This is a genomic window from Streptomyces hygroscopicus (genome assembly GCF_026168105.1).
Lineage (GTDB): Bacteria > Actinomycetota > Actinomycetes > Streptomycetales > Streptomycetaceae > Streptomyces > Streptomyces hygroscopicus_D.
The window spans coordinates 1-17677 of sequence record NZ_LBMW01000046.1; the positions used below are offsets into that span (position 1 = coordinate 1).

The 17677-nt window shown below is 69.4% G+C and carries 9 protein-coding genes and 1 tRNA gene; 9 read left to right on the plus strand and 1 reads right to left on the minus strand.

From position 1 onward, the window contains the following. The first annotated feature begins 149 nt into the window (after positions 1–149). Complete coding sequence (locus tag AAW14_RS31410) at positions 150–812, plus strand: DegT/DnrJ/EryC1/StrS family aminotransferase (RefSeq protein ID WP_265567865.1); 663 nt, start codon at positions 150–152, stop codon at positions 810–812. Between the two features lie 84 nt (positions 813–896). Beyond that, a tRNA-Thr gene (locus tag AAW14_RS31415) sits at positions 897–972 on the plus strand. Positions 973–1060: 88 nt separating this feature from the next. On the opposite strand, the gene AAW14_RS31420 is transcribed toward AAW14_RS31415, so the two are convergent. After that, on the minus strand, positions 1061–3808 hold the full coding sequence (locus AAW14_RS31420; RefSeq protein WP_265567825.1) for a SpoIIE family protein phosphatase: 2748 nt from the start codon (positions 3806–3808) through the stop codon (positions 1061–1063). Between the two features lie 372 nt (positions 3809–4180). Between AAW14_RS31420 and AAW14_RS31425 the strand changes: the two genes are divergently transcribed. The 7 genes from AAW14_RS31425 (at position 4181) to AAW14_RS31455 (ending at position 17624) form a co-directional block, all read left to right on the plus strand. Continuing rightward, the gene (locus AAW14_RS31425) at positions 4181–9649 is read left to right on the plus strand and encodes a HAMP domain-containing protein (RefSeq protein ID WP_265567826.1); all 5469 of its coding nucleotides are present in this window, start codon (positions 4181–4183) and stop codon (positions 9647–9649) included. Positions 9650–9926: 277 nt separating this feature from the next. After that, positions 9927–10610, plus strand: coding sequence for a response regulator (locus AAW14_RS31430; RefSeq protein ID WP_265567827.1), 684 nt, complete (start codon positions 9927–9929; stop codon positions 10608–10610). 192 nt (positions 10611–10802) lie between these two features. Beyond that, positions 10803–13502, plus strand: coding sequence for a DNA translocase FtsK (locus AAW14_RS31435; RefSeq protein ID WP_265567828.1), 2700 nt, complete (start codon positions 10803–10805; stop codon positions 13500–13502). A 292-nt stretch (positions 13503–13794) separates the two neighbouring features. Continuing rightward, the gene (locus AAW14_RS31440; RefSeq protein WP_265567829.1) at positions 13795–14661 is read left to right on the plus strand and encodes a helix-turn-helix domain-containing protein; all 867 of its coding nucleotides are present in this window, start codon (positions 13795–13797) and stop codon (positions 14659–14661) included. 124 nt (positions 14662–14785) lie between these two features. Then, on the plus strand, positions 14786–16267 hold the full coding sequence (rimO, locus tag AAW14_RS31445) for a 30S ribosomal protein S12 methylthiotransferase RimO (protein WP_265567830.1): 1482 nt from the start codon (positions 14786–14788) through the stop codon (positions 16265–16267). Continuing rightward, positions 16264–17082 (plus strand): CDP-diacylglycerol--glycerol-3-phosphate 3-phosphatidyltransferase, encoded by an 819-nt coding sequence (gene pgsA, locus AAW14_RS31450; RefSeq protein WP_265567831.1) that lies wholly within the window; start codon positions 16264–16266, stop codon positions 17080–17082. Before rimO ends, pgsA begins: the two co-directional genes overlap by 4 nt. Continuing rightward, positions 17079–17624, plus strand: coding sequence for a CinA family protein (locus tag AAW14_RS31455; protein WP_265567832.1), 546 nt, complete (start codon positions 17079–17081; stop codon positions 17622–17624). The genes pgsA and AAW14_RS31455 overlap by 4 nt, the downstream gene beginning before the upstream one ends. Positions 17625–17677: the final 53 nt, after the last annotated feature.

Consider the following 17677-nt stretch of genomic DNA (forward strand, 5'->3'; position numbering starts at 1 on the left):
AGGGGGGACCCTGTGGGAGAGTAGGACACCGCCGAACAAATCTTCAGAGCTGGTTCCCGAGCTTCGGTTCGGGGACCAGCTCTTTTGTTTTGGGCGTCACGCCGGGTTCACTTTGCCGGAGCAGCATCCCGGCCATGGGTACTGCAGGAATGCTCAGGGCCGCAGGCATCGGCATCGGTGACGAGGTCATCGTGCCGGCCTTCGGCAACATCGAGGTTGCCGAAGCCGTGGCCCTGACGGGCGCGACGCCGGTCTTCGCCGACATAGACCCGGCGACGTACTGCCTGGACCCCGTCGCCGTCGAAGCCGTGGTGACCCCGCACACGACCGCGGTCGTCGTCGTCCACCGCTTCGGGCGGCCGGCGGACGTCGCGGCGCTGCACGAGTTGGGGCAGCGCCATGATCTTCTCGTGCTGGAGCAGGCGGAGTCCGAGACGCCGTACGCCGAGGTGGCGCAGCGTCGGGAGCGGGCCGCGTACCTCGACCGGCGGCTGCGTGGGGTGCGGACGCCCGAGAGCAGTGGCGGCCACACCTATCAGCAGTACGTGGTGCGTGTGCCGGGCAACGGCCGACCGGACCGGGATGCCTTCGCACGGGCCGTGAGGGCCAGGGGAGTTGAGTGCCGGGTGCCGGTGAAGACGCCCGCGCACCGTGTCCCGGGATTCCGTCGCGATGTGTGTCTGCCCGAGACCGAGCGGGCCGCCGACGAGACGCTCTCGCTTCCGGTGGACGCCTCGCTGACGAGACGTGAGATGAACCGGATCGTCTCCGTGTGCAATGCCTTGGGCGGATTGCTGCAGCCCGCCTTCTGAGCCACTTCCCGTGGTTGGGAGCACAGGTCTGTTCGGGGTATGATCTATTCCGTTGGCGCGAGGAAAACTCCGAAAGCGCGACAGGCCCCTATAGCTCAGTCGGCAGAGCGTCTCCATGGTAAGGAGAAGGTCAACGGTTCGATTCCGTTTGGGGGCTCCACAACTAGAGGCCTCGCCCTGATGGGCGAGGCCTCTTTCTGTCACTAGTCGGGTTCCGGCCCAACTCGGGCCGGTGGCCCGGCCTTCCCTCACTCCTTGGGAAGACCCGGCACCCGCATCGCGAGAATCGCCATGTCGTCCGAGGGGGCGTCGGAGGCGAAGCGTTCGACCGCCCGCATGATGCGGGCAGCCACCGCGCCCGCTGTGAGGCCCGTGCAGTTGGTGAGGACGTCGGCGAGGCCGTCGTCGCCCAACATGCGGGCACCCTCCCGGCGTTCGGTGACGCCGTCCGTGACGCACAGCAGGACGTCGCCAGGGTCGAGCGTCACCGTCTGCTCGTACAGCTCGAGGTCGTCCATGACGCCTAGGAGCGGCTGCGGTTCGGCGGCCGGTTCCACAGTGCCGTCCTGGCGCAGCCGGAGCGGGAGCGGGTGCCCCGCGCAGACGACCTTCAGCACCGCGCTGCCGTCCTCCTGCGGCCACATCTCTCCGTAGAGCAGCGTCAGGAAGCGGCTGCGGGCACCCTCGTCGAGGATGGCCGAGTTGAGGCGCTCCAGGACGGCCGGGCCGCCGAAGCCCTCGCGCGCGAGCAGACGGAGGGCATGGCGGGCCAGGCCGGTGACCGCCGCCGCCTCCGGGCCCGTGCCGCAGACGTCGCCGATGGCGAAGCCGTACGCGCCGTCCCGGATCGGGAACAGGTCGTAGAAGTCGCCGCCGACCTCGTTGCCCTCGCCGGCCGCGCGGTAGATGACCTCGACCTCGACGCCGTCGATCTGCGGGAGCTCCGGCGGGAGCAGGCTGCGCTGGAGGGACTGGCTGATGGCGGTGCGCTCCGAGTAGAGGCGGGCGTTGTCCAGTGCCAGGGCCGCCCGGCGGCTCAGGTCCTCGGCCAGCTCCAGGATTTCCTGCCGGAAGTGTTCATCCGTGGGCTTGCCCAGGGTCAGCATGCCGATGACCCGGTTGCGGGCCACGAGGGGGAGTACGACCGTCTCGCCGCCGACCGCCGAGGCTGTCGCGAGGCTCGTGCCGATACCGTTGCTGACCGTCGGGAGCTCGCCCAGACCCAGGCTCCGCATCGAGGTGCGCAGCGCCGTCCGATGGGCCGCCGCCGCAGGGGCCGTCCAGACCCGGGCGCCGGGCGTGGGGATCGGCTCCGGCGGGGGGATCTTGGACAGGAGTGCCTTGAGCCCGTCGATGCGCTCCTCGTCCTCGTGCAGGACGTAGGAGAGGTACGGGTCGGATGCCTGGTCGGCGATCGTGTACACCGCGCACCAGGTGGCCAGGGTCGGGATCGTCATCTGGGCCATGAGCGCCAGCGTCTGGTCACGGTCCAGGGTGCCCGCGAGGAGGTCGGAGGCCTCGACGAGGAAGCTGAGTGAGCCTCGTCGCAGCCGCTCCAGCTCGCCCAGGCGTGCCGACTCCACGGCGAGGGCGATGCGGTCGGCCGCGAACTGCAGGCGCAGCGCCTCCTCGTTGGAGTAGCGGGAGGGCGCTTCGGCCGCGACGCCGAGGGAGCCGGTGAGGCGGCCCTCGACCTTCAGCGGGACCGTCACCACCGAGCGCATGCCCGTGCCGCTCAGCAGGGGGACGGCGCCCGGTACGGCCGCCAGATCGTCGTGGACGGCCGGCATACGGGCCGAGCCGTAGCGGCCGGGGCCCGCCTCGACCGGGACGCGGGCGAAGCGCTGGCGGGCGGAGGGCAGGCCCGTGGAGGCGCGTACCTCCAGCTCCGTCTCGTCGTCGGTGGCCAGCAGCAGGAAGGCCGCGTCGCCGTCCAGCATGTCGCGGGCGCGTTCCACCGTTCTCTGGAGGAGGCCGTCGAGGTCGTCGGGGGCGGGGGAGCCGATGAAGACCTCGAAGGGGTCCGGGGCCTGTCCGTCCGGAGCGGTCGTGGTGTCGCCGGCGGATCCCCGCAGCGGGGTCTGCAGGATGGCGCGTTCGTGATCACGGACCAGCAGGCAGACCGTGGACGGTTCGCCCGCCGTGTCCCGTACGCGCAGATGGGAGGCGTAGACGGGGCTCACGCGGCCGTCGGCGCCGCGGATGCCGTAGCTGCCCTCCCAACGCGAGAGCTGGAGGGCCTCGGCGACGCCCGTTCCGGTGCCCGGGGTGTGCGGCCACGCCGCGAGGTCGGTGAGCGGTTTGCCGGTGACCTGCTCGGACGCGTATCCGAAGAGCTCTTCCGCGTCCTCGTTCCAGGCGGCGATGGAGCCGTTGCTGTCGATCTGGACGACCGCGACGCGGACCCGCGCGTCGGCCAGCGGGAGGAGATCGGCGGGCAGGGAGGGACCGGCGGCGCGCGTGCCCACCGGGCGCTCGGGGAGATCCAGCTGGAACCAGATCTGTTTGTGCGTGGGCGTGTACTCGACACCCCAGCGGCCGGCCAGGGCGGCGCACAGCTGGAGCCCGCGGCCGCCCTCGCGGTCGGGGCTGCCCATGCTGACGGCGGTCGTCTGCAGGGGGATCTCGCGCTCCGGATACCGGTCGGCGACCTCGATCCGTACGCCGTCGTCGCTGCGCAGGCACAGGACGTCCGCGGAGGTGCCCGCGTGGACGACGGCGTTGGTGACCAGTTCGCTGGTGAGGACCACGGCGTCGTCGACGATGTCGGCGAAGCCCCAGCCATGCAGGGTGTCACGGACGAAGGACCGGGCGGTTGCGACCGATCGTCCGACGGGCTCGAAGCTGGCGGCCGCGCGCGCGGTGATCACAGAACTCCCTGTCCGGTTCTCGACGTGCGGGGCTTCCGGGCCGACCCGCTCCTGCCGAGGCAGTGGCTGGTTCCCCGTCTCCCGGGGATCCTGGGGTGGTCCCCCGGGATGCAGTCCGGTGGTCATGGTGCGGCGCCCCTCCGATGCCTGCCCGCTCGTACTCGTGCCACCGCCCAGGCCGATGGACCGCGGCTGGACAGCCGCATGCAAGGTTACTTACCTTCGCCGTCCATGCGGATGCCGGTCGCCGGTGTTTACGTCCGGAGAGTGTGCGGAGCGTGTGCGAAGCTGCCGAACTGTTATGGCCTGGTTCAGGCATGGTGAAACACTGGGCAAGCTTGTGGTGATGGTCCGCACAGGCCGAGTGTCCTCCGCCACTTGGGGCAGGAGCACGCCCGTGTGCCTGGTATATCGGGCAGCACTACGCATCAGTAACCAGTACGTCGAGCAGTACCCCTGAGCACAGCAGTGACGGTCGACCCCTGCGGGAGGGACACAGTGGAGTCTGGCGCGGCGACGCGGAGCACGAATACGCGCGCGAAAGGCGGACAGTCCCTGGGCAGCCAGCGCGGTGCGCGCAAGGGAACCACCGCGGTGGACACGGCGGCCCTGAACCGGCTCCTTGCGGCTTTGGTCTCGATGAGGGACGGCAACTTCCGGAAGCGGCTGACCGTCTCCGGAGACGGAGTGATGTCCGAAATCGCGGCCGTCTTCAACGAGGTGGCCGACCGGAATCTGCATCTGACCGGCGAGCTGGCGCGGGTGCGGCGCATGGTGGGGCGTGAGGGCAAGCTCACCGAGCGGCTGGAGACGGGGGCCTGCGAGGGTTCCTGGGGGGCCGCGATCGATGCCTCCAACGCCCTGGTCGACGATCTCGTACGACCCGTCTCCGAGGTCGGCCGGGTGCTGTCCGCGGTGGCCGAGGGCGATCTGTCGCCGCGCATGGAGCTGCGGACGCAGGTGCCGGACGGGGCGGGGCATCCACTGCGCGGGGAGTTCCTGAAGGTCGGGCGTACGGTCAACAATCTGGTCGACCAGCTGTCGACGTTCACCGACGAGGTCACACGGGTGGCCAGTGAGGTGGGCACGGAGGGCAAGCTGGGCGGGCAGGCCCGGGTGCGCGGTATGTCCGGTTCGTGGAAGGACCTCACGGATTCGGTCAATACGATGGCGTACCGGCTGACCGCGCAGGTGCGGGACATCGCCCTCGTGACGACGGCGGTCGCGAAGGGTGACTTGTCCCGGAAGGTCACGGTTCATGTGGCCGGGGAGATGCTGGAGCTCAAGGAAACCGTCAACACGATGGTGGACCAGCTGTCCTCGTTCTCCTCCGAGGTGACCCGGGTCGCCCGCGAGGTGGGCACGGAGGGTGAGCTGGGCGGGCAGGCGCAGGTGCCCGGGGTGGCCGGCGTGTGGAAGGACCTCACCGACTCGGTGAACCTGATGGCGGGCAACCTGACCGCCCAGGTGCGGGGGATCGCGCAGGTGACGACCGCGGTCGCCAATGGTGATCTGTCGCAGAAGGTGACCGTGTCGGCGCGCGGCGAGGTCGCCCAGCTCGCCGAGACGATCAATCAGATGACCGAGACGCTGCGCACCTTCGCGGACGAGGTCACCCGGGTGGCCAACGAGGTCGGTGCCGAGGGACGGCTCGGCGGGCAGGCCAACGTGCCGGGGGCGGCGGGAACGTGGAAGGACCTCACCGATTCGGTGAACACGGTCTTCCGTAATCTGACCACCCAGGTGCGGGACATCGCCGCGGTGACGACGGCCGTGGCCAACGGTGATCTGTCGCAGAAGGTCACCGTCGACGTCGCGGGCGAGATGCTGGAGCTGAAGAACACCGTCAACGGGATGGTGGACCAGCTGTCCGCCTTCGGCTCCGAGGTCACGCGCGTGGCCCGGGAGATCGGCGTCGAGGGTGAGCTGGGCGGCCAGGCGCAGGTGACGGGTGCCGCCGGCACCTGGAAGGACCTCACGGACTCGGTCAACACCGCCTTCCGCAACCTCACCGGCCAGGTCCGCAATATCGCCCAGGTCACGACGGCGGTGGCCAACGGCGACCTCTCGCAGAAGGTCACCGTGGACGTCTCCGGTGAGATGCTCCAGCTGAAGAACACCGTGAACACGATGGTGGACCAGCTGTCCGCCTTCGCGGACCAGGTCACGCGCATGGCTCGGGACGTGGGCACGGAGGGCCGCCTGGGCGGCCAGGCCGTGGTGCCGGGCGTCAGCGGCACCTGGAAGGAGCTCACCGACTCCGTCAACTTCATGGCGGGCAACCTGACTTCGCAGGTGCGGCAGATCGCCCAGGTCACCACGGCGGTGGCCCGTGGTGACCTGTCGCAGAAGATCGACGTGGACGCGCGCGGCGAGATCCTGGAGCTGAAGAACACCATCAACAACCTGGTGGACCAGCTCTCCGCCTTCGCGGAGCAGGTGACGCGGGTGGCCCGTGAGGTGGGCACGGAGGGCCGGCTCGGCGGTCAGGCGCAGGTGCCCGGCGTGGCCGGCGTGTGGCGTGACCTGACCGACTCGGTCAACGGCATGGCCGGAAACCTCACCACCCAGGTGCGCAACATCGCGCAGGTGGCGACGGCGGTGGCCCGTGGCGACCTGTCGCAGAAGATCGACGTGGACGCGCGCGGCGAGATCCTGGAGCTGAAGAACACCATCAACACGATGGTGGACCAGCTCTCCAACTTCGCCGAGCAGGTGACGCGGGTGGCCCGCGAGGTGGGCACCGAGGGCATCCTCGGCGGCCAGGCCGAGGTTCAGGGTGTCTCCGGCACCTGGAAGGACCTCACCCAGTCGGTGAACTTCATGGCGAACAACCTGACCATCCAGGTGCGCAACATCGCCGAGGTCACCACCGCGGTCGCCAAGGGCGACCTGTCGAAGAAGATCACCGTCGACGCCAAGGGCGAGATCCTGGAGCTGGTCACCACCGTCAACACGATGGTCGATCAGCTGTCGTCCTTCGCGGAGCAGGTGACGCGGGTGGCCCGCGAGGTGGGCACCGAGGGCATCCTCGGCGGCCAGGCGCACGTACCGGGCGTCACGGGCATCTGGAAGGACCTCAACGACAACGTCAACCTGATGGCCAACAACCTGACCACACAGGTGCGCAACATCTCGCAGGTCGCGGCGGCCGTCGCGAACGGCGACCTGACGCGGACGGTGACGATCGAGGCGCGCGGTGAGGTCGCCCAGCTGGCCGACACCTTCAACACCATGGTGAAGACGCTGAGTTCGTTCGCCGACCAGGTCACCAAGGTGGCCCGCGAGGTGGGCACGGACGGCATCCTCGGCGGCCAGGCGCACGTACCGGGTGTCGCCGGCACGTGGAAGGACCTCACCGAGTCCGTGAACCAGATGGCGTCCAACCTCACCGGTCAGGTGCGCAACATCGCGATGGTGACCACGGCCATCGCCAAGGGTGATCTGACCAAGAAGATCGACATCGACGCGCGGGGTGAGATCCTCGAGCTCAAGACCACGATCAACACCATGGTCGACCAGCTCTCCTCCTTCGCCGAGGAGGTCACCAGGGTCGCCCGTGAGGTGGGCACGGAGGGCCAGTTGGGCGGCCAGGCCCGGGTGCGGGACGTCGACGGCACCTGGCGGGACCTGACCGAGTCGGTGAACGAGATGGCCGGGAACCTGACCCGGCAGGTGCGCGCCATCGCGCGTGTGGCGACCGCGGTGACCCGCGGCGATCTCAACCTGAAGATCGACGTGGACGCCTCCGGGGAGATCCAGGAACTTCAGGACTACATCAACAAGATGATCGCCAACCTGCGCGACACCACGATCGCCAACAAGGAGCAGGACTGGCTCAAGGGCAATCTGGCCCGGATCTCCGCGCTGATGCAGGGCCGCCGGGACCTGGAGGACGTGGCCTCGCTGATCATGAGCGAGCTGACGCCGGTGGTCTCCGCGCAGCACGGCGCGTTCTTCCTCGCCATGCCGCTGGTCGACGGCAAGGACCTGGGCCCCGAAGCGGACGACGCGTACGAGTTGCGCATGCTGGGGTCGTACGGCTATTCGATGGGCTCCATGCCGACGTCGTTCCGGCCGGGTGAGGCGCTCATCGGGACGGCCGCCATGGAGAAGCGCACGATCCTGGTGGAGAACGCACCGAGCGGCTATCTGAAGATCTCCTCCGGTCTCGGGGAGGCGCCGCCCGCCCAGGTCATCGTTCTTCCGGTGCTCTTCGAGGGCAAGGTGCTCGGGGTCATCGAGCTGGCGTCCTTCACGCCGTTCACGCAGATCCAGAGGGACTTCCTCAACCAGATCGCCGAGATGATCGCGACGAGCGTCAACACCATCTCCGTGAACACCAAGACCGAGGTTCTGCTGAAGCAGTCGCAGGAGCTGACCGATCAACTGAGGATGCGATCGGAGGAGTTGGAGCAGCGGCAGAAGGCCCTCCAGGCGTCCAACGCCGAACTGGAGGAGAAGGCCGAGCTGCTGGCCCAGCAGAACCGCGACATCGAGGTCAAGAACACCGAGATCGAGGAGGCGCGGCAGGTCCTGGAGGAGCGCGCCGAGCAACTCGCGGTGTCCATGCGCTACAAGAGCGAGTTCCTGGCCAACATGTCACACGAGCTGCGCACACCGCTCAACTCGCTGCTGATTCTGGCCAAGTTGCTCGCCGACAACGCCGAGGGCAACCTTTCGCCGAAACAGGTCGAGTTCGCCGAGACCATCCACGGGGCCGGCTCGGACCTGCTCCAGCTGATCAACGACATCCTCGACCTGTCCAAGGTGGAGGCGGGCAAGATGGACGTCTCGCCGACACGCATCGCGCTCGTCCAGCTGGTCGACTACGTGGAGGCCACCTTCCGGCCGCTGACCGCGGAGAAGGGCCTCGACTTCTCCGTACGGGTCTCGCCCGAGCTGCCCGCCACGCTGCACACCGACGAGCAGCGCCTCCTCCAGGTGCTGCGCAACCTGCTGTCCAACGCGGTGAAGTTCACCGACACCGGGGCCGTCGAGCTGGTCATCCGGCCGGCGGCCAACGATGTCCCGATGGCCATCCGGGAGCAGTTGCTCGAGGCCGGTTCGCTGCGGGACATGGATGCGGAACTGATCGCATTCTCCGTGGCCGACACGGGCATCGGCATCGCCGCCAGCAAGATGCGGGTGATTTTCGAGGCGTTCAAGCAGGCCGACGGCACCACGAGCCGCAAGTACGGCGGCACGGGTCTGGGGCTGTCCATCTCGCGGGAGATCGCTCGGTTGCTCGGCGGTGAGATCCACGCGCAGAGCGAGCCCGGGCGCGGCTCGACCTTCACACTGTATTTGCCGCTGCACCCGAGTGAACTGCCTCCGCAGGGCTACGCGCAGCTCGCGCCCGCCATGGAGGCGGACGAACTGCTGGCGTCCGAGGCGGGCCTGATCGCGCCGGACATCGAGACCCCGGCCGAGGTGAAGTCGTACCAGGACACCCAGAACGGGCCCGCGGCGCTCTTCCGGCGTCGGCGCAAGGCGGTCTCCGCGGGCGCGCAGCGCGGCGGCGGCGCCGGGCAGGAGCAGTGGGCCGCGGACCAGCAGGAGGGGCCGCAGCCGCGTCACGGTGTGCGGTTCGACAGCGAGAAGGTCCTGATCGTCGACGACGACATCCGCAACGTGTTCGCGCTCACCAGCGTCCTGGAGCAGCACGGCCTGTCGGTGCTGTACGCGGAGAACGGACGTGAGGGCATCGAGGTCCTGGAACAGCACGACGATGTCGCGGTCGTCCTGATGGACATCATGATGCCCGAGATGGACGGGTACGCCACGACCACGGCGATCCGGCGGATGCCGCAGTTCGCGGGTCTGCCGATCATCGCGCTGACGGCGAAGGCCATGAAGGGCGACCGGGAGAAGGCCATCGAGTCGGGAGCCTCCGACTACGTCACCAAGCCGGTCGACCCCGACCATCTGCTGACAGTGATGCGGCAGTGGATGCGTGAGGGCTGACGGGAAGGCCGAACGTTCACGCGGAGTTGCTGACTGAGTGTGGTGGAAGCCGTGTAGAACGGCGGGGTACGGGGAACCTTCTGGTCTCCTGCTGCGTTTCTGCTACGTGCACAGTGACATCGCGGTGACAGGGTGTGGCGACAGGCGGGGTGCGGCTACGATGACCGGCACAAGGACGGGCGGCGCAAGGGAGTCGTCCCCTGGGGTGGCGCCGGGCGGTGTCATTCCGAGTCCTGAGGACAGGGGAGGCCCCACGCCGGGGCGAGGAGGGCGGGCCATGGTGCAGAAGGCCAAGATCCTCCTGGTCGATGACCGGCCGGAGAATCTGCTGGCGCTGGAGGCCATCCTCTCTGCGCTCGATCAGACGCTGGTCAGGGCATCGTCCGGGGAGGAAGCGCTCAAGGCACTGCTGACGGACGATTTCGCGGTCATTCTGCTGGACGTCCAGATGCCGGGCATGGACGGTTTCGAAACGGCCGCGCACATCAAGCGGCGGGAGCGGACCCGTGACATCCCGATCATCTTCCTGACCGCCATCAACCACGGCCCGCACCACACCTTCCGGGGGTACGCGGCGGGTGCGGTCGACTACATCTCCAAGCCGTTCGACCCGTGGGTGCTGCGGGCCAAGGTCTCGGTGTTCGTCGAGCTCTACATGAAGAACTGCCAACTCCGCGAGCAGGCGGCCCTGCTGAGGCTCCAGCTGGAGGGCGGCGGCAAGTCGGCGGCCGGTGAGAGCAAGGAGCCCGCCGGACTCCTCGCCGAGCTCTCCGCGCGGCTCGCGGCGGTGGAGGAGCAGGCCGAGGCGCTGTCGAAGCAGCTCGACGACGACTCCGCGGACGCGGCGGCAGTAGCGACGGCGGCCCATCTCGAACGCAAACTCACTGGGTTGCGCAGGGCCCTGGACGCCCTGGAGCCGGGTACCGGCAGCGGTACACCGCCGGTGCCGTCCCAGAGCTGACGGTCCGCTTCGCGGGGCGGGCGGGTCATGCCTCGCGGCCGTTCCGCAGGCTGCCCCGTAGGTCGACTCTGCGCCAAGCGGGTGTACCCGCGTTGAGTCCGCGTCAGTTTCGTGCCTCTCGTGGTACGACACGAACGGGTGAAGCTGTGGGCACGCGTGTCCCCTGCCGTCTCCACCGGTAATCTCACACCCATGGCCCCACGTCCCGCAGCCAAGAAGTCGCCCGCCAAGAAGGCGGCCGCTCCCAGGAGGGCTCCGGCGAAGAAGGCCCCGGCGAAGAAAGCCGCCGCGAAGAGGGCGCCCGCCAGGAAGGCTCCGGCGAAGAAGCCCGCTCCCGCGCCGGCGCCCAACCCGACCGCGGGCCTGTACCGACTCGTGCGGGCCCTGTGGCTCGGCCTCGCGCACGCCGTCGGGGCCATGTTCCGCGGCATAGGGCGGGGCGCGAAGGGGCTCGACCCGGCGCACCGCAAGGATGGTCTCGCGCTCCTGCTGTTCGCGCTCTCGCTGATCGTCGCCGCCGGCACCTGGGCCAATCTGCACGGCCCGGTCGGCGGCCTCGTCCAGATGCTGGTGACCGGTGCCTTCGGCCGTCTCGACCTGCTCGTGCCGCTCCTGCTCGGCGTGATCGCCGTGCGCCTGATCCTGCACCCGGAGCGGCCGGATGCCAACGGCCGCATCGTCATCGGCCTGTCCGCGCTCGTCATCGGCGTGCTCGGCCAGGTGCACATCGCATGCGGCGCCCCCGCGCGCAGCGACGGGATGCAGGCGATAAGGGACGCCGGGGGGCTGATCGGGTGGGCCGCGGCCACCCCGTTGACCTTCACCATGGGCGACGTCCTCGCGGTGCCCCTGCTCGCCCTGCTGACGTTCTTCGGCCTGCTCGTCGTCACCGCCACACCCGTCACCGCCATCCCGCAGCGGCTGCGGCTGCTGGGCGTGAAGCTCGGGATCCTGCACGACCCCGTCGACGACTTCACCGAGGACGACGAGCGGTACGACGAGCAGTGGCGCGAGGCGCTGCCCCGCTCCCGGCGGCGCGGTTCCGCCCCGGAGGAGTACGAGCCGGACGCAGCCGAGCAGGAAGCGCTCTCCCAGCGCCGGGGCCGTTCGCGCCGCCCGGCCGCGCAGCAGCCCGCCGTGGGCCGTCGGATGGACGCCGTGGACGTCGCGGCGGCCGCCGCCGCGGCGCTCGACGGTGCCGTCCTGCACGGCATGCCGCCGTCCCCGGTCGTCGCCGACCTCACGCAGGGCGTAAGTGTGGGCGACCGCGCGGAGCCGACCCCGACGCCCGTGCCGGCCGCGCGCCCCCAGCAGGAAAAGCTCACGGCCGGGTCCGCGGTGCCCGACCTGACCAAGGCGGCACCGGCCGAGTCCCGCGAGCTGCCGCCGCGTGCCGAGCAGCTCCAGCTCTCGGGCGACATCACCTACGCGCTGCCGGCCCTGGACCTCCTTCAGCGCGGCGGCCCCGGCAAGGCGCGCAGCGCCGCCAACGACGCCGTCGTCGCATCGCTCACCAACGTCTTCACCGAGTTCAAGGTCGACGCCGCCGTCACCGGCTTCACGCGCGGGCCGACGGTCACCCGGTACGAGGTGGAGCTGGGTCCCGCCGTGAAGGTCGAGCGGATCACCGCCCTCACCAAGAACATCGCGTACGCCGTCGCGAGCCCCGATGTGCGGATCATCAGCCCGATCCCCGGCAAGTCCGCCGTCGGCATCGAGATCCCGAACACCGACCGTGAGATGGTCAACCTCGGTGACGTCCTGCGACTTGCGGACTCCGCCGAGGACGACGACCCGATGCTGGTCGCCTTCGGCAAGGACGTCGAGGGCGGCTATGTGATGCACAGCCTGGCGAAGATGCCGCACATGCTGGTCGCCGGCGCGACCGGCTCCGGCAAGTCCTCCTGCATCAACTGCCTGATCACCTCGATCATGATGCGCGCGACCCCCGAGGACGTGCGGATGGTCCTCGTCGACCCCAAGCGCGTCGAGCTGACCGCCTACGAGGGCATCCCGCACCTGATCACGCCGATCATCACCAACCCGAAGCGGGCCGCCGAGGCGCTCCAGTGGGTCGTGCGGGAGATGGACCTGCGCTACGACGACCTGGCGGCCTACGGGTTCCGGCACATCGACGACTTCAACGAGGCCATCAGGAACGGCAAGGTCAAGGCCCCCGAGGGCAGCGAGCGAGAGCTCCAGCCGTACCCGTACCTGCTGGTGATCGTCGACGAGCTCGCCGACCTGATGATGGTGGCGCCGCGTGACGTCGAGGACGCGATCGTGCGCATCACACAGCTCGCGCGGGCGGCCGGCATCCATCTGGTGCTCGCCACCCAGCGGCCGTCCGTGGACGTCGTCACCGGTCTGATCAAGGCGAACGTGCCCTCCCGGCTCGCCTTCGCCACCTCGTCCCTGGCCGACTCGCGGGTCATCCTCGACCAGCCCGGTGCCGAGAAGCTGATCGGCAAGGGAGACGGCCTCTTCCTGCCGATGGGCGCGAACAAACCGGTGCGCATGCAGGGCGCGTTCGTGACCGAAGAAGAGGTCGCGGCGGTCGTCCAGCACTGCAAGGACCAGATGGCGCCCAACTTCCGGGACGACGTCACGGTCGGCACGAAGCAGAAGAAGGAGATCGACGAGGACATCGGCGACGATCTCGACCTGCTGTGCCAGGCGGCCGAACTGGTCGTCTCCACACAGTTCGGATCGACCTCGATGCTCCAACGGAAGCTGCGCGTCGGCTTCGCCAAGGCCGGACGGCTGATGGACCTCATGGAGTCGCGGAACATCGTCGGCCCCAGCGAGGGCTCCAAGGCACGTGACGTTCTTGTGAAACCCGACGACCTGGACGGAGTGCTCGCCCTGATCCGGGGGGAGTCTCAACCATAGGGACGCGGGCGGTCCCGGTTTCGCCGTACGAGTGGTTCGCCCGAGCGTGGTCGCCTGCACCCGGCGGCGCGTTCGGCCGCATGATCGTGACCCACTCGTAAGTGATCCGTGAGCAACTGTTTCCCGCCCACATACGTCAAGTTGAGCGAGGGGACGGGTAGATGTCCCAACATCAGGATGACCGGCCATTCTGATGGCGTACAAAGTAATACCGCCGGGTTGCCCCACCCTTTCGTAACCCCCCTAGACTGTACTTCCAGCACAGGTGGCTACACGCTCGAAAGGCGCCCCCGTGTCCATCGGCAACTCCCCTGACGGCAACTCCCCTGAGGACGAGCGTCCGTTCGAGGACCAGCGTGACGACGCCGCCGCGTCGGACCGCCCTTCGATCGGCCGAGCCCTGCAACAGGCGCGCATCGCGGCCGGGCTGACCGTCGACGACGTCAGCAACGCCACCCGGGTCCGCATGGCCATCGTCCACGCGATCGAAGAGGACAATTTCGCCCCCTGCGGCGGCGACGTCTACGCACGAGGTCACATTCGCACGCTCGCGCGGGCTGTGCACATCGATCCGGACCCGCTTCTCGAGCAGTACGCCGCCGAGCACGCCGCACGGCCCGCTCCGACCCCGGCGACCCCGCTCTTCGAGGCGGAACGTATCCGCCCCGAGCGGCGCGGACCCAACTGGACCGCGGCCATGGTCGCGGCGATCGTCGCGGTGATCGGCTTCGTCGGATTCACCGCGATCAAGGGGACCGGCGGTTCGGACACCGTCAAGACGCAGGTCGCCAAGGGTCCCGCGGCGAGTACCGGCAAGCCCGCCACTGCCACGCCCAAGAGCGGCAAGGGCATCCAGAAGCCCGAGCCCTCCGACAGCGCCATCGCAGCCGCGCCCAGGGACAAGGTGACCGTCCAGGTCAGTGCCGCCAAGGGCCGCAGCTGGCTCTCCGCCAAGGACCACAACGGACGGAGCCTGTTCGACGGGCTGCTGAAGAAGGGTGACTCGCAGACCTTCCAGGACAAGGAGAAGATCGACCTGGTCCTCGGCGACGCGGGCGCCATCGAGCTGTACGTCAACGGCAAGAAGATCCAGGACGTCTTCCAGTCCGGCCAGGTCGAGCGTCTGACCTACACGAAGGGCGACCCCGTCAGCGGGTGACGGACGTCCGCGGCACCCGGACGGTGCCCACGCGGGACCCACGAGCACTGAACACACGGGGTTGGCCAAGATCGGCCAACCCCGTCGACGTGGGGTGTCAGCGGGACGAAGTAGTCTTGAGCCCATGCCTGAACGCCGTACCGTCGCACTCGTCACCCTTGGCTGCGCCCGTAACGAGGTGGACTCGGAGGAGCTCGCAGGCCGTTTGGAGGCGGACGGCTGGCAGCTCGTGGAGGACGCCGGGGACGCGGACGTCGCCGTCGTGAACACGTGCGGCTTCGTCGAGGCCGCGAAGAAGGACTCCGTGGACGCCCTGCTGGAGGCCAACGACCTCAAGAGCCACAGCAGAACGCAGGCCGTGGTGGCGGTGGGCTGCATGGCCGAGCGGTACGGCAAGGAGCTCGCCGAGGCCCTCCCGGAGGCCGACGGTGTGCTCGGTTTCGACGATTACGCGGACATTTCCGACCGCCTCCAGACCATCCTGTCCGGCGGTATCCACGCTTCGCACACCCCTCGCGACCGGCGCAAGCTGCTGCCGATCAGCCCGGCGCGGCGGCAGGAGTCCGCGGCAGTCGTCGCACTGCCGGGGCACGGTCCCACCGACCTGCCGGAAGGCGTCGCTCCGGCCTCCGGCCCCCGTGCGCCCCTGCGCCGGCGGCTCGGCGGCTCGCCCGTCGCCTCGGTGAAGCTCGCCTCGGGCTGTGACCGACGCTGCTCCTTCTGCGCCATCCCGTCCTTCCGCGGCTCCTTCATCTCCCGCCGCCCCAGCGATGTGCTGAACGAGACGCGCTGGCTGGCCGAGCAGGGCGTCAGGGAGATCATGCTGGTCTCCGAGAACAACACCTCGTACGGCAAGGACCTGGGCGACATCCGTCTCCTGGAGTCCCTGCTGCCGGAGCTCGCCGAGGTGGACGGCATCGAGCGTGTCCGCGTCAGCTACCTTCAGCCCGCCGAGATGCGGCCCGGTCTCATCGACGTGCTGACCTCCACGCCCAAGGTCGCGCCCTACTTCGACCTGTCCTTCCAGCACTCCGCGCCCGGCGTCCTGCGCGCGATGCGGCGCTTCGGCGACACCGACCGCTTCCTGGAGCTCCTCGACACCATCCGGAGCAAGGCGCCGGAGGCCGGGGTGCGCTCCAACTTCATCGTGGGCTTCCCCGGCGAGACCGAGGCCGACCTGGCCGAACTCGAGCGCTTCCTGAACGGTGCGCGGCTGGATGCGATCGGTGTCTTCGGCTACTCCGACGAGGAGGGCACCGAGGCCGCGACGTACGACGACAAGCTCGACGAGGACGTCGTCGCCGAGCGTCTGGCCCATGTCTCCCGGCTGGCCGAGGAACTGGTGTCGCAGCGCGCCGAGGAGCGCGGCGGCGAGACCGTGCACGTGCTCGTGGAGTCGGTGGACGAGGACGACGAGGAGGCGGCCGCGTACGGCCGCGCCGCGCACCAGGCGCCCGAGACGGACGGCCAGGTCCTGTTCACGAGGGGCGAAGGTCTCCGCGTCGGCCGTATGGTCGAGGCGAAGGTGGTCGGTGCGGAGGGTGTCGACCTGGTGGCCGAGCCGCTCGAGGGCTCGCTCGGGTGTCCTGAGGAGGCGGGCAGATGACCGGAATCCCGGCATCCGCGGCGGGCGGCTCCTCCGGCGCGCGGGGCGGGGCGTCCTCGCCGGGCGCCGCCGGCGGCGCGGGCAGGTCGGGCGCCAAGGCCGCCAAGGGACCCTCCGGCAGCCAGTCCGCCGACTCGGTCCAGGGTCCGGATGCGCCGGGCGGCGCCGGTGCCCAGGAAGGCGCCCGGTCGGTGCGGGGCGGCAAGCTGACGGCCGCCGCGGTCAACCAGGCCAGCGTCTGGAACGTGGCCAACCTCCTGACGATGCTCCGCCTGGTCCTCGTGCCGGGCTTCGTCGCGTTGATGCTCGGCAACGGCGGTTACGACCCGGCATGGCGCTCGCTCGCCTGGGCGGCCTTCGCCATCGCCATGATCACCGACCTGTTCGACGGCCACCTGGCGCGCACGTACAACCTCGTCACCGACTTCGGGAAGATCGCCGACCCCATCGCCGACAAGGCGATCATGGGTGCGGCGCTGATCTGTCTGTCCTGGCTCGGCGATCTGCCGTGGTGGGTGACGGGAGTCATCCTCGGCCGCGAGCTCGGGATCACCCTGCTGCGCTTCCTGGTCATCCGCTACGGCGTGATCCCGGCGAGCCGGGGCGGCAAGCTGAAGACGCTGACGCAGGGCGTGGCCGTCGGCATGTACGTCCTGCCGCTCACGGGGTGGCTTGCCACCCTGAGGTTCTGGGTGATGGCGGCCGCGATCGTGCTGACCGTCGTCACCGGCCTCGACTATGTGAGACAAGCCATTGTGCTGCGCAGGCGCGGAATCGCCGAGCGCCGGGCCACGGCTCAGGAGGCGGAGCGGTGAATCCTCTGGCCACCGAAGTGGTGCGGCTACTCACGGTGAGGGGGGAAACGCTCGCTGTCGCCGAGTCGCTGACCGGTGGCCTGGTGGCCGCGGAGATCACGGCGGCGCCCGGGGCCTCCAAGGTCTTCCGCGGTTCGGTGACCGCGTACGCCACCGATCTGAAGCGGGACGTCCTCAGGGTCGACGGCACCCTGTTGGCCGCACGCGGGGCCGTGGATCCGCAGGTCGCGGCCCAGATGGCGGTCGGCGTGCGGAAGGCGCTGGGCGCGGACTGGGGGCTCGCGACCACCGGTGTGGCAGGCCCCGAGCCCCAGGACGGACAGCCGGTCGGCACGGTTTTCGTCGCCGTGGACGGCCCGTTCGAAGAGGTTTCCGGCGAACTTGGTGGCGGGAAAGTGGCCGCTCTGCGGTTGAACGGTGACCGTGCGGAAATCCGTATGGAGAGTGTACGGAGCGTACTCGCGCTGCTCCTTCAGGAGCTGGCAGGCGAACAGACCGGGAATGAGCGGGCACAGGATACGGAACAGAACGGGGGGACTTGATGTTTACAGCCCTGAGTGAACACAACAGCGCTCCCCGCACGGCCGCGGCGCAA